This window comes from Shewanella sp. GutDb-MelDb (genome assembly GCF_002836075.1).
Lineage (GTDB): Bacteria > Pseudomonadota > Gammaproteobacteria > Enterobacterales > Shewanellaceae > Shewanella.
Map to the genome: position 1 here is coordinate 1 of NZ_PJBM01000160.1, position 12,779 is coordinate 12,779.

The 12,779-nt window shown below is 45.1% G+C and carries 10 protein-coding genes; 9 read left to right on the forward strand and 1 reads right to left on the reverse strand.

Annotated elements, in window-relative coordinates; all coding sequences use genetic code 11:
* The first annotated feature begins 467 nt into the window (after positions 1-467).
* The gene (locus CXF82_RS06980) at positions 468-674 is read left to right on the forward strand and encodes a hypothetical protein (RefSeq protein WP_102043917.1); all 207 of its coding nucleotides are present in this window, start codon (positions 468-470) and stop codon (positions 672-674) included.
* A gap of 12 nt (positions 675-686) precedes the next feature.
* Here CXF82_RS06980 and CXF82_RS06985 read toward each other — a convergent pair whose 3' ends face one another.
* Entirely contained in the window at positions 687-1,586 is a 900-nt protein-coding gene (locus CXF82_RS06985) for a LysR family transcriptional regulator (protein ID WP_102043918.1), read from the reverse strand.
* A 201-nt stretch (positions 1,587-1,787) separates the two neighbouring features.
* Here CXF82_RS06985 and CXF82_RS06990 point away from each other — a divergent pair, with 201 nt between their 5' ends.
* The 8 genes from CXF82_RS06990 to CXF82_RS07025 form a co-directional block, all read left to right on the forward strand.
* On the forward strand, positions 1,788-2,507 hold the full coding sequence (locus CXF82_RS06990) for an SDR family oxidoreductase (protein WP_102043919.1): 720 nt from the start codon (positions 1,788-1,790) through the stop codon (positions 2,505-2,507).
* A gap of 456 nt (positions 2,508-2,963) precedes the next feature.
* Positions 2,964-3,293, forward strand: a complete 330-nt coding sequence (locus tag CXF82_RS06995) for a c-type cytochrome (RefSeq protein WP_101089459.1) — start codon at positions 2,964-2,966, stop codon at positions 3,291-3,293.
* A gap of 174 nt (positions 3,294-3,467) precedes the next feature.
* A complete protein-coding gene (locus CXF82_RS07000; protein WP_101089460.1) occupies positions 3,468-5,180 on the forward strand; it encodes a DUF3373 domain-containing protein in 1,713 nt (570 codons plus the stop codon).
* A 69-nt stretch (positions 5,181-5,249) separates the two neighbouring features.
* Positions 5,250-6,623 carry a tetrathionate reductase family octaheme c-type cytochrome gene (locus tag CXF82_RS07005; protein WP_374702358.1) on the forward strand — a complete coding sequence of 458 codons (1,374 nt, stop codon included), beginning with the start codon at positions 5,250-5,252 and terminating at the stop codon, positions 6,621-6,623.
* 308 nt (positions 6,624-6,931) lie between these two features.
* Entirely contained in the window at positions 6,932-8,590 is a 1,659-nt protein-coding gene (locus CXF82_RS07010) for an ABC transporter transmembrane domain-containing protein (RefSeq protein ID WP_102043921.1), read from the forward strand.
* A complete protein-coding gene (locus CXF82_RS07015; RefSeq protein ID WP_102043922.1) occupies positions 8,587-10,707 on the forward strand; it encodes a peptidase domain-containing ABC transporter in 2,121 nt (706 codons plus the stop codon). Before CXF82_RS07010 ends, CXF82_RS07015 begins: the two co-directional genes overlap by 4 nt.
* Entirely contained in the window at positions 10,700-12,025 is a 1,326-nt protein-coding gene (locus tag CXF82_RS07020; RefSeq protein WP_102043923.1) for an HlyD family type I secretion periplasmic adaptor subunit, read from the forward strand. Before CXF82_RS07015 ends, CXF82_RS07020 begins: the two co-directional genes overlap by 8 nt.
* Positions 12,026-12,039: 14 nt before the next feature.
* On the forward strand, positions 12,040-12,779 hold a 740-nt coding region (locus CXF82_RS07025; protein ID WP_180961179.1), incomplete at its 3' end, for a hypothetical protein.

A 12,779-nucleotide genomic window follows, 5' to 3' on the forward strand; every position in this document is an offset into this window, starting at 1 on the left:
ATTACCAAAGTTTCATCCAAGTATTCAAATATCTTCAATCACTTGCAGTAAAGAGCGATTTTTACTGACTTATCTCCTCATTAAGCAAACGATTCCAGTGATTTATTTAATTAGCGCAGTGCCCTCACCTAAATGTCGAAGGACTCGACCAAATAGGCACTGAAACTGATGACTGTGATCATTAATAATGTTAACAATGCCATCGTTAGTCTCGATATGTAGCCTACAGACATTTTCTAAGCTCACTTCATTGGTAAACGGTTGCCACAGTGGTCATCAATATTAGTTAAAGCAAAGCCTTAACTAATTCTATCAACTAATGGGCTTAATATAATAAACACAGCAATTGAACAAAAATCATCTATATTGAACAATAGGGGAAACTTTTGAGCACCGCTGTGAGTCTACATAAATAGGTTAATGTGGCACTTAACCTAGCCAACACGCTGTTAAAAACAGGAGTGACTATGCATCTAATCATGAAATCTCAGTTCGACGAACTTCGCCTTAATGATGAGTATGAATACAGCACCAATGATAGAGGCGGGAAGAAGGTTGTTAAGATCTATAAAGACGGTGAGCTCATAGCAAAAAAAATTGCTATCAAACATTCAGTGCAATACTTTGGCGTTACTGGCGTTGAAGCATTATTACAATCAGAAGCAGAACACTGACCGATATAAAGCTTAAACATAATCATTGAAGTGAGCAGTGGTAAAACTAATGAACTCGCGCAATCGGGCAGGCTGGAATTTGTCTTTATTGTAAAGTAGGTATAGAGGCGTTGCGGGAATCATCCAATCGTCAAAAACGTGTACCAATTCACCTTTGCTCAACTCATCAATACAATAAATCTCAGGCAATCGCACTATACCTTGCCCCGCTAATGCACTGCTTTTCATTACCCTGCCATTTTTACAACGAAACTTACCCGTAATTGCCACGTCGGTTTTTTGCTTAGCATCCTCTTTTTGCTGAAAGCTCCAGTGATTAACCGTGCCGATAATGCAGCTATGCTCGTTCAGTGCCTTAGGGTGTAAAGGCTTACCTTTTTGCTCAAGATAACCAGGTGCAGCCAGTGTGCAGTTATTAATATCCATTAACTTACGCGCGACTAAACCTGAGTCCTCTAACTCGCCCATACGAAAGACCAAGTCAAAATGATCTAACACCAGATCAACTCGCTGACTGCTAAAGTCCAAATTAATGCTGATATTAGGTTGCGCACTCATAAAGTCATTAACCAAGCGGGTAACAACCTCCTCACCGATATAACCGCCAACGCAGTTAATGTTGATGTTGCCCTGTAAGTTCTGCGCATTATCAACCGTTTGAGCCACCGCTTGTTCCACCACATCCAACGCATGCTGACAGCGCTCGTAAAAGAACTCACCTTGATCGGTTAGCCTTTGCGCCCGAGTAGTACGCGTTATCAAGGTCACTCCAAGATAACTTTCTAGTTGGGTCAGTTGCTTGGATAGGTGCGAGCGAGAGCATGCCAACTGATCTGCAGCCAAGGTAAAGCTTCCCTGCTCGGCAATCACGGTAAATGCTCTCACATCTGCTAAATTTAAGTCTTTGTACATTTGATAGCTTCTACCCTAAAACGGAATAACCAGCTTACATTACACTCATTCAATTAGGAGTTATATGTAAACAATGATGTTCGCTATGCATTATATATCAACAATCGGCATCTCGTTAAAATACTCCCAATTCGACATGATTAACGTAGAAACTGCCTACTCAATTGCATGACTGGCGTAATACATCTTACTGAGGTTTATATGAAACAACTTATCGTAATTACTGGTGCATCTTCAGGTATCGGCGCAGCAATGGCACAAGCATTTAGCGCTAAAGCTCATCCACTACTGTTACTTGCTCGTCGCGTTGAGCCTATGGAAGCACTAAAGCTTGAAAATGCTTTGTGCATAAGCGTTGATGTTACTGACGCTGCAGCAATGAAAAGTGCGATAGCAACAGCTGAAGCTAAATTTGGCCCCGTTGGCGGCTTAATCAATAACGCCGGTGTTATGTTACTCGGTGCTGCTGATGTACAAGATCCTGCAGAGTGGAGCCAGATGTTGAACATCAATGTGATGGGTGTGCTTAATGGCATTCATGCTGTTCTTGCAGACATGAAAGCCCGTAAAACAGGCACTATCATTAACGTTAGCTCTATTGCTGGCCGTAAAACGTTCCCTAACCATGCCGCATACTGTGCAAGTAAATTTGCTGTTCATGCACTAACAGAAAACATCCGTGAAGAAGTAGCAATGGACGATGTACGCATGATTACTATCGCCCCTGGCGCAGTTGAAACAGCTCTGCTTAGCCACACGACGAATGAAGACATTAAAGCAGGCTATGAAGAGTGGAAAGAGTTCATGGGTGGTGTCATTGAGCCATCAGCAGTTGCAGACGCTGCGGTATTTGCCTTTGAACAACCACAAAATGTGTGTGTTCGTGAAATCGTATTAGCACCCACCCGCCAACAGCCTTAATCATTATCGCTGTGGTAATCATGCTTGTTAAGAGGTAAATACAGTCCTCACAGTCAGACATCCTAAGCTATCAAATAAAGCCCTGTTAACGAAAGTTAGCAGGGCTTTATTTTTACCGTGTATTAACGAATTAATATCACTTTAGAGATAGCTTAAAAACAGAAATGTGATCTTAATCGGTTGCAAAAAATCGATATAAATGACCGAATTAAAATTAATCTACTACATAAAAAAATAAAAATACCTATAAAACAATAACAAAAGAAAATATAGCCCTATACATTAGATTTATTTCAATGATATTTTTATCAATTAGATTTTTATCATGAAAGTGATCAAGCTCAACTATTCAGTAACACCTCCCTGCTAAATTAAGCAACAACACAGGCGCATCTTGGAAGCATTCTGTTAACCACGCGAAGGACAGCGTAAAAATATAAAAATAGTAAGGAAATGATGATGAAAACAATCACAAAAATCGGAATAGGTTTTGCTCTAGCTCTGTCTTTAGGTCTTCAAGCCCAAGCCGCTGATGGCGGTAACCCTAAAAAAGGTAAACATCTGTATAAAAAAGAGTGTAAAGCCTGCCATAGCCAAGGTGATATCGGTGGAGAAATGACCCCGATGACAAAAACCATGAGTCAGTGGGATCGCTTCTTCAAGCGCATGAAGCACAAGGGTGATCAAGAAGCGTTCAATGCGCTATCAAAGAAGGACATTAAGGACATTCAGCAATTCCTATATGACCATGCAGCCGATTCCGACCAACCACAAACCTGTGGCTAGCCGCATGAAGGATTAAGTCCTTCTAACCAAGTTAGAACCAAACATTAAATTAAATAAATGGGGAATGCCTCAGGGCCTAATGCTGCCAAAAATCAGCTAATCCGAGGCCGTTCCTCAACATCAATCGAGGTTAACCATATAAAAAGTGGTTAAAAACTCGAAAGGAGAGATGTTATGCGTACTCTAATTTCACTGCTTGTTGCCAATGCGCTTGCTTTATCTGGTAGCGTTTATGCTGCAGAAAACGATGCTCAAAAAATGGCAGATCTTAAACAACAACTTGAAGACATCACTAGCGAATTAGATGATCTTAATGATCGTGTCGATGGCAACGAACGCCATACAGCATTAGATAGACTGCTGATCACTGGTGATTTCCGTACTAAAGCTCATACACTGCACTATCAAAATGTGACTTGGAATCCCGCGATTAAAGTCAACTTCAGTGACTTTGGCGCCAAAGCCATGTCTGGCGTATTTGGCTCTCCGACCGATGGTAATTCACCGCTAGGCAAGATGATGGCGGCAGATCCTAATCTCGCCGCAGCCTTCCAAAGCGGTCAACTGCAAGGTGTTATGCCCTATTCGTTGGCACAAAAAACCACGCAAGACATCGACAATGACATCTACTACACCACTCGCCTTAGACTTAATCTAAAAGCCAAAGTTTGGGATAACGTTAGTTTTGCGGGTCGCTTATCGATGTTTAAAAACTGGGGCGATTCCACCGGCGTTAAAGTATTTGATTCTTGGAACTCATTTACCATGGATGGCACCAGTAGCGGTAGCCCAAGTGGTGACTGGCTTAGAGTTGAGCGCGCTTACTTTGATTGGAAAAATATCAATGGCTCTCCGCTTTACCTGTCAATTGGTCGCCGCCCATCAACCTACGGCCCGCCAACCCAGTATCGTGAAAATGAAAAGCGCGGTGGCACACCTTCTGGCCACTTAGTTAACTTCAACTTTGACGGCGCCACCATGGGCTATCACCTCGGTGATATTACTGGTGTTGAAGGCCAAGTTGTGCGTTTTTGCTATGGTCAGGGATTTGAATCGCAATGGGGCAATGGCGAACTCTTCGGTGACATTGTCACTAAAGATACCCATCTCGGCGGCTTTAATATTGATGCCATTAACGATGGTAAAAACTTCCTCCAGTTCACCCTATTTGGGGCAATGGATGTCAATGATGGCTTTAAAGGCACCATGGCGTTCCCTACCCAACTGGCCAGCATTTTTGCGCCAACCATGTACCAAGACATGCAAAAATTCGACAACTTTAACTTTGTCACTCGAGTACAACCTAGCGGCGTGATTGGTGACTTATACCTCGGTGGTATCGGCTTCTCACGTGAAGAAGATAACGACGTGAAATGGTTCGTCTCTGGCGGTTGGACTCGCGCCGACGGCAATGGCAACGCGGGAATGTTTGGCGGCATGTTAAGTGATGCCGTATTTGAAGCTAAGCTCAATTCTGACGGCACCGAGATCATCATGATGCCAAGTGCTGCCGATGACAGTGGTCCAAAAGACGGCTACAGCATCTATGCTGGTGTGCAGATCCCAGCGCCTTACGGCAAAGTTGGTTTTGAGTACAACTACGGCTCTAAATATTGGACACCATTTACTCAAGCACAAGATGATCCCATCGGCAGTAAGTTAGCCACTCGCGGCCATGTTGCCGAGGCTTATTACATGTTCGACATCAACCCTAATATGTTCATTAAACTTGCAGGGATTTATTACGATTTCGAATATACCGGCAGCGGCACACCGGTTGGTGCACCACAAGAAGTAGATGATGTTATCGCGGGCACTTCTTACTCAATGCTACCAGTGGTCGACACCGCTTACGACATCAACGCTTCTCTCACCGTTAAATTCTAAGTTAGGTTAATCCCCCCGGCGCTAGCCGGGGAAGGAGTATTAAAAATGAAAAGAATCATCATACCAACCATGGCGTTAGGGCTGCTTGTCAGCGCTCAATTCGCCATGGCGGCCAATCCTCACAGCGAATATGTGCTGGGGCCTTTTTCACAAGGCTCTGAAGTCACGACTCAATGTATTGAATGTCATGAAGATCACGCCAAAGACTTTATGAAATCATCACACTGGACTTGGGAGTTAGAACAGAAACTACCAGGGCGCACGGTTAAACGCGGTAAGAAGGATGCGATCAATAACTTCTGTACCTCAATATCAGGCAACGAACCAAGATGTACCAGTTGTCATGCGGGTTACGGTTGGAAAGACAATAACTTTGATTTCACCGACATGACCAAAGTAGATTGCCTTGTCTGCCATGACACCACTGGCACTTACATCAAAGATCCGGTAGGCGCTGGCGAAGCATTAGCAAGCGTAAACCTTCAGCGAGTAGCACAGAATGTCGGCGCTCCTGTGCGCGATAACTGCGGTACTTGTCATTTCTTTGGTGGTGGCGGCGATGCCGTTAAGCACGGCGATTTAGACTCTTCTATGTCTTATCCCGATAAAAGCACTGACGTACATATGGATACCGACGGCAATGATTTTCAGTGTCAAGCTTGCCATACCACTGAGGATCATCAGATCACCGGTAATGCCATGGGCGTTTCGCCTGGTGGGCAAAATCCGATTGGCTGTGTTAACTGCCATGAAGCCACGCCGCACAAAAATAAAAAGCTCAACACTCATGCTGCAAGCGTCGCCTGTCAAACTTGTCACATTCCATTTTTTGCTCGCAATGAACCGACTAAAATGAGCTGGGATTGGTCTACGGCAGGTAGTGATCTTGAAGAAACTAAAGATCAATACGGCAAGAAAAATTACCAGAAAAAGAAAGGTAACTTTGTCTGGGGCAAGATGGTTGAACCAGAATACGCTTGGTATAACGGTAGTGCTGACGCCTATATGGTTGGCGACAAAATGGACCCAAGTAAAATCACTAAATTAACTTACCCATTAGGTGATATTAGCGATAGTACGGCCAAGATCTATCCTTTTAAAGTCCACCGCGGTAAGCAGATTTATGACAGTAAACAAAACATATTTGTCACTGCAAAAGTTTACGGTGAAGGCGGATATTGGACAGACTATGATTGGGACAAAGCAGCCAAGTTAGGTATGGAAGCCAATAAAACGCTAGTAGAAAAGGGCATAAGCTACAGTGGTGAACACGGCTTTGCAGCAACCGAAATGTGGTGGCGTATCAACCATATGGTTTCACCAAAAGCTGACGCTTTGAAATGTAGCGATTGCCATAACAAAGGCACCCGCATGAATTGGAAAGCACTCGGTTACGAAGGCGATCCGATGAAGAATAAGGCTGGGTTAAGACACACTCAATAATCTCATCATTGATAGTACTATTTAACGCATCTATCGCTCCAATAGATTCGTTAAACGTCAGCCGGCTTCCCTGCAAATTTGCCGGCTGACCCCCCTCAGTAAAACCGCACACATTCAAACGCCTTTCATCAACAAGCTAACATCAACTCAGTTCAAGCAATTCAATCATCATCTCATTGACAAAAAACCGACAAAAGTTGCTTTATTTTTACACTAAGATGTAAATACTCTGTTAAGTTTAATAAGTTAGCTAAAGCTATACTATTATTTATACACCTTTTTCTGACTGTCCAAGGATGCGATAAGCGATGAGAGAAAACTTCAGTTTACTAAACAATAATCGCGCTAAGGCAGAGTTACTGCTCTCCTCCACGTTCATCAATTTACTGTCTCTAGCCCTGCCTTTTACCATGCTACAAATATACGACCGTATATTGCCGAACCAAGGCTACGGCACCGCGAGTGTGCTCGTATCCGCTGTCGGGGTCGCGATTCTATTAGAGTTACTTTTGCGCTATGCCCGCAGTTGGTTGTTGGCCTCATCTGCCGCCAATTTTGAACTGCAAACCACGACTAAAGTTGTCAATGCGTTAATGCAATCTGACTATCACCATGTGGAAAGCTTAGGCACGGGTAAAGTGTCCAACGGGCTTGCCAGTATTGCGGCGATGCGCGAGCTTTATTCAGGACAAGCCTTAGTGGCATTAATGGATTTTCCCTTTGTGCTCATTTTTTTAGCATTGGTCGCCTATATCGGCGGTCCATTGGTGTTCATTCCTATTGCAGTGTGGGCGGTGATCGGTGGGCTGGTTTTCCTCATTGGTAAAAAGTTAACTCGCGCCACGCAAGATTTAGCATTAACCGATAGCGAACGCTCACGCATGTTGATATTGGTGTTATCGGGATTAACCACGGCAAAAGCATTGGCGATGGAGTCGCGCCTATCATCCATCTACAGTGAAATTAACTACCGCCGCCTTAAACAACAACAGCAAGTCGATTGGTTATCATCAAAACTGCAAGAGCTCATTCAAGGCGCGTCTCAAGGCACTACATTATTAATCGTCCTTATCGGCTGCCTCGAAGTGCTCAATGGTGATCTCACCACGGGTGGGTTGGCGGCTTGCTCCATTCTAGCGGGCAGAGCGATAGCACCGCTAAGTGCTATTATTAGTTTGCGTTCACGGCTTGCCAGCGCCAATACCGCCATGAACCATGTTAACGATCTGGCTGAACTGCCCCAAGAAGTGTTTAAAGGCACCACTAAGTACCAACAGAAACTGCCGATTGGACCTATCAATTTTGACAGTATCGCCAGCTCTCAAGTGGGCGCGAAACTCAATAATTTCACGCTATCCATCCCCAGCGGCAGCTTAGTCACTGTCACATCAGATCCACTGACTCATGCCAGTTTACTCCTCAGTGTTATCGGTGCATTTCATCATTTAGAGCAAGGTTCAATAAGCATTGCAGGTGTTGAACAAAGCGAACACCAAGCCAATGAGTACCGCCAGTCAGTGACCTATGTTTCACCTTGGCCAACACTTTTTGCGGGCAGCTTATTGGAAAACATGACCCTATTTAGACCCGAGCGAGAGTCACTGGCGATGGAAGTTGCCGAGGCACTAGGACTCACCAGTAGCATCGCCCAACTGCCGTCGGGTTATCAAACTGAGGTTGGCGTAAACGATAGCCAAATGCTCAATAAAGGCGCGGTGAAACTTATTGCGCTGGTAAGAGCTATCGTACAGTCGCCCTCTATTTTATTACTCGATGAACCGATGATCTCACTCGATGCCGACTCTCAAGCAAGGCTGGTTAATGTGCTCAATCACTATAAAGGCCAGATGACCATTTTATGCGCTTCTCACTTTAGTGAACTCGCTAACAATAGCGATCTACGCATCAATATTAGTGAGCATGGCGAGTGTCAGGTTTTGCCCACGATGCAGGAGGTTCAAGCATGAACTCTATCAGCCAAGCCAAGTCACTAGAAGAGAGTGAGAACACACTAGCGTCTCCTGAATTAAAAAATATATTAATCGCACTTTTTCAGCAGCTAGGGTTATTTTCTCAGGCGAATAATTTGCTCAGTGATGAAGCAATTCAGAGTATCGACACGGTAAAATTCGCTAACCTATTAAAAAAACATCACATTGGATTCTCGGTCTATAAGACGCACAAAAATGCTATTTCACAGGCCATTCACCCTTTTATTATTGTCCCTGATAATGAACCTGCAGTCATGTTAAGGCGTAGAGGTGCGCAATATGAAATGTTCAATCAGCAATCTGATCAGTGGCAAGCAATAAGTGCTCAAGAGTTACCCCTCATTGGGCATATTTTTGTGATTGAAAGTCTACCTGCAAGCAAACAGAATATTCGCGCCTTTGCAGCGCATATGAGCAAACGCACCAAGTGGTACCGCCCGGTATTTTGGCTGAGTTTACTCTCCAGTATTACCGGGCTGGCGGTGCCCCTCTTTACCATGGCCGTTTATGACCGCGTCATTGGCGGACAAGCACCGGATGTACTGCCCACCATCGCCCTTGGTGCAGCACTGGCTTTGGCCATTTTAGTGATAACACGCCTCACTCGAGCTAACCTGCTAGCCACCACCAGCAACCGATTTGCACGTGACCTTTCAGATATCACCTTTAGACGGTTATTGAGTATGCCGCTGATGGTGTTGTCTCGAGTGGGTTTGTCGAACCATATGGCACGGATGCGCAATGCGGAAAAAGTACGTACCTTACTTTCCGGCCCTGGTGGTGCAGGTTTAGTTGACCTTCCTTTCACCGCTATCGCACTGATCACCATCGCGCTACTCAGTGGCTGGTTAGTGATAGTGCCGCTGGTGATGTTATTGCTGTTTTACTTAGTGATGAAAGCCGTCAATAAATATGCTCAATCAGCTGCGCCCACCATTAGTGGAGATTATCAAAACTCTATTAATGAACTCGCCAAAAACCTGCTACAACTGAAAACCAGCGGCGAAACTGATGGCTGGAATACTAAGTTTGCCAGGCAATGCAAAGAGAACTGTCGGCAAAACTTCCTCTACGCTAAGCGCAATGGCTTAAACGCCGCTGTCGCCCACGCCATGAGTTTACTTACCGCGCTAGTTACCGTTTTTACTGGCATTTTTTTAGTACTCAACCAGAGCATTAGCCCTGGTGCACTCATTGCCTGCGTCATGCTTATTTGGCGTATTACTGGGCCCGCACAGTTAGCATTTTCATCACGCCAGAAAATTACCATGATGGATATGGCAATAAAACAGTTTGACCGTTTTATGCAAGCAGGCACGGAACACAATGAGCTCAGGCTCGATACACCAGCGACTCAAGTCGCACCTAAGATAAGTTTTCAACACGTCACTTTGCGTTATGGTGCAGAGGTCGACCCCGCCCTAACGGGTGTCAGCGTTGATATAGAACCCGGCGAAAATGTCGCTATTATTGGGCCTAACGCCTGCGGTAAAACCTCGATGTTACTTGCTGCCATGGGAGTGGCAGAAGCGCAAGCGGGATATATCACGGTGAACGGCAAAAACCTCAAGCAATATGATCCTGAAGCATATCGACAATGGGCCGCATTTTGCCCCGCCGAGCCCGACCTTTTCCCTGGTACCTTGGCTGACAATCTGCGCATCGCGAAACTAGACGCGACAGATGAAGAGCTCATCACGGCAATAAAAGCTGCCGGGGGTGAGTCGCTATTTAAAGCGTTAGGCAATGATCTGAATATCAGTCTGTTTAATCGTGGCCATACACTGTTATCTGCCGTAGAAGGCAGTTATATCAGTTTGGCGCGAGCACTGCTGAAGCGATCAAGTTTAATCATTCTCGACGAACCCATCGCCAATCGTAATCCTGCAGCTAAAGCCCAACTGCTAAAGACATTTAGCGCACTCAAAGGTAAGAGCACCGTGATTTTTACCAGTCATGATCAAGAGTTGATCCAGCAAGCTGACAAAGTCGTAATTTTAGATAAAGGAGCTGTGGTTTACGCTGGTCCTATCCCTGAAAAAGCACCTCAGCCACCGCAAGCATCATCTCAGGAGAACCTCCCTAATGGATAATCGTCAACTAGCGAATCGAGTATGGCCTGAGCATGAATTTACCGATGCGATTGAAGCTCCCGCAGAAAGAAAGTTAATTAAGCGCATCATCTTTTTGATCACAGGTTCAGTGTTAATCATGTTGTTGTGGTCACTGTTTGCCGAGGTAGAAGAGATCTCCAAATCCAAGGGGCAAGTTGTTCCTCTTGGCCACCGACAGATCATTCAAAGTCGCGCTGGCGGCACTATGGCCTCGGTGATGGTAGAAGAGGGAGATGTGGTTAAAAAAGGCGATGTATTAGCCAGCTTTGTCTCGATTGACAGTCAATCAGCAGAAGAGGAGCTCGCCAGTAAACGCGCAAACCTATTACTTCGCATTGAGCGCTACGAGTCTTTTATTGACCAACGAGAGGCTAATTTTAGTGAATTTGAAGTTGAGTACCCACAATTGGTCAAATTGCATACCGCATCACTGAACCGGATGAACCAAGAGCGAGTAGCAATGCAGCAACTCTCAGAGTCTGACATCGCTAAATCTCAAGCAGAAATCGATGGCCTCTTAGCTGAGATCCCACCGCTAAGCGATCAAATTAAAACCGCAGAACAAACGCTAACAATGATGCAGTCGGTTACCGCAGAGCAAGCCGTATCCAAGCTAAGAATTTTAGAGTCGCAACAAAAATTAGATTCCTACATGCGCGAACTGAGAAGCATGGAGAGCAAACAACAGGTTCTGGCTAAAAACTTGCTCAATTTAGAACAACAACTAAACCAGAAAAAAGTGACCTTACTCAAAGAGGTCGGTGAGAAACGTACCGATGCCCAAGCAGAACTGCTTGGCATTATCGCTCGCTTAAAATCATCAGGCTCTCTCGTCTCACAAAATACCATTATCGCTCCTGTCGACGGCATTATTCAGTCTATCCCCTCCTCATCGACAGGCAGCGTGATCCAGCCCGGTGGCACAGTAGCGGTCATTGTACCAATGACAAAAACGGGCTTAATGGAAGCCAAATTGTCACCTCGCGATATCGGTTTTGTGAAAGTGGGTCAGCCGGTAAGGATTAAAATTGATGCATTTGATTACAGCCGTTATGGCGCCCTCGACGGCATTGTAAAACGAATATCTCCAAGTACCGATTCAGATGAAAAAGGCGGGGTATTTTACAAAGTGCAAATTGCCATTGATAAGCCCTATTTTTCGGATAAACCCGGCCGGTTCGACTTGATCCCAGGGATGACAGGTGAAGCTGACATCGTGACCGGAGACAAAACGGTATTTCAGTATCTCTGGAAACCGGTATTTACCAATGTGACAGAAGCTTTTGGTGAGCGCTAAAGAGGAAGTAGATAATGAGTCATGACGATAAAAAATCCACATCAAATACTAAGACACCAGAAGCCATTGAAGCGGAGAAAAAACAAAGAGAATTGGAAGCCAAACAAAAGGCTAAACAGCTTGATAAGGACGTCGCCCGTTTAAAAGCTAAAGAACTTCGAGATAGTGGCGCTAAAGCCAGTACTATCGGCAATAAAGATCTGGTCGCTGATAAATCTTGGAGTGCTGCCAGCACCATAGTAAAAGACGATTCAAGTACAGCTGACAATGACGCCTCACCTCTCGATGACTCTCATCAATCACAACGTTCAAATAGTGAAGCGTTACAAGAACAGTCATCTACAGCCCAAACTAGCAAAGACGATTTAACCGCCCTAGAAACATCACAAAATGGACAAACTCAGCAAACGGCAAGTAAACGTCCTCAAGGCTCTAGCGAGACTACAGGCTTAAGTGCAGGGGCGCATTTTCATGCAAGCTCTAGCAAAGGCCCAGTGTTAAGCACTATTGCTCACCCTTTAACGTTTACCGCTAATGAACATAACCAGCCTCATTTTACCATTGCTATGACAACCGATACTGGTGTGCATCAAGTCACTGAGCTGCAGAGTAAAACCAGCTTAATAAGCACTGGCACTGGCACTGGCACTGGCACTGGCACTGGCACTGGCACTGGCACTGGCACTGGCACTGGCACTGGCACTGGCACTGGCACTGGCACTGGCACTGGCAAGATCAAGGACACTGGCTCGTG

What these genes read in the sequence shown, in the direction of transcription:
- CXF82_RS06990 (WP_102043919.1), top strand. Translation starts at nt 1,788, where the DNA reads ATGAAACAACTTATCGTAATTACTGGTGCATCTTCAGGTATCGGCGCA.
- CXF82_RS07020 (WP_102043923.1), top strand. Translation starts at nt 10,700, where the DNA reads ATGGATAATCGTCAACTAGCGAATCGAGTATGGCCTGAGCATGAATTT.
- CXF82_RS07000 (WP_101089460.1), top strand. Translation starts at nt 3,468, where the DNA reads ATGCGTACTCTAATTTCACTGCTTGTTGCCAATGCGCTTGCTTTATCT.
- CXF82_RS07005 (WP_374702358.1), top strand. Translation starts at nt 5,250, where the DNA reads ATGGCGTTAGGGCTGCTTGTCAGCGCTCAATTCGCCATGGCGGCCAAT.
- CXF82_RS07010 (WP_102043921.1), top strand. Translation starts at nt 6,932, where the DNA reads ATGAGAGAAAACTTCAGTTTACTAAACAATAATCGCGCTAAGGCAGAG.
- CXF82_RS07015 (WP_102043922.1), top strand. Translation starts at nt 8,587, where the DNA reads ATGAACTCTATCAGCCAAGCCAAGTCACTAGAAGAGAGTGAGAACACA.
- CXF82_RS06995 (WP_101089459.1), top strand. Translation starts at nt 2,964, where the DNA reads ATGATGAAAACAATCACAAAAATCGGAATAGGTTTTGCTCTAGCTCTG.
- CXF82_RS06980 (WP_102043917.1), top strand. Translation starts at nt 468, where the DNA reads ATGCATCTAATCATGAAATCTCAGTTCGACGAACTTCGCCTTAATGAT.
- CXF82_RS06985 (WP_102043918.1), bottom strand. Translation starts at nt 1,586, where the DNA reads ATGTACAAAGACTTAAATTTAGCAGATGTGAGAGCATTTACCGTGATT.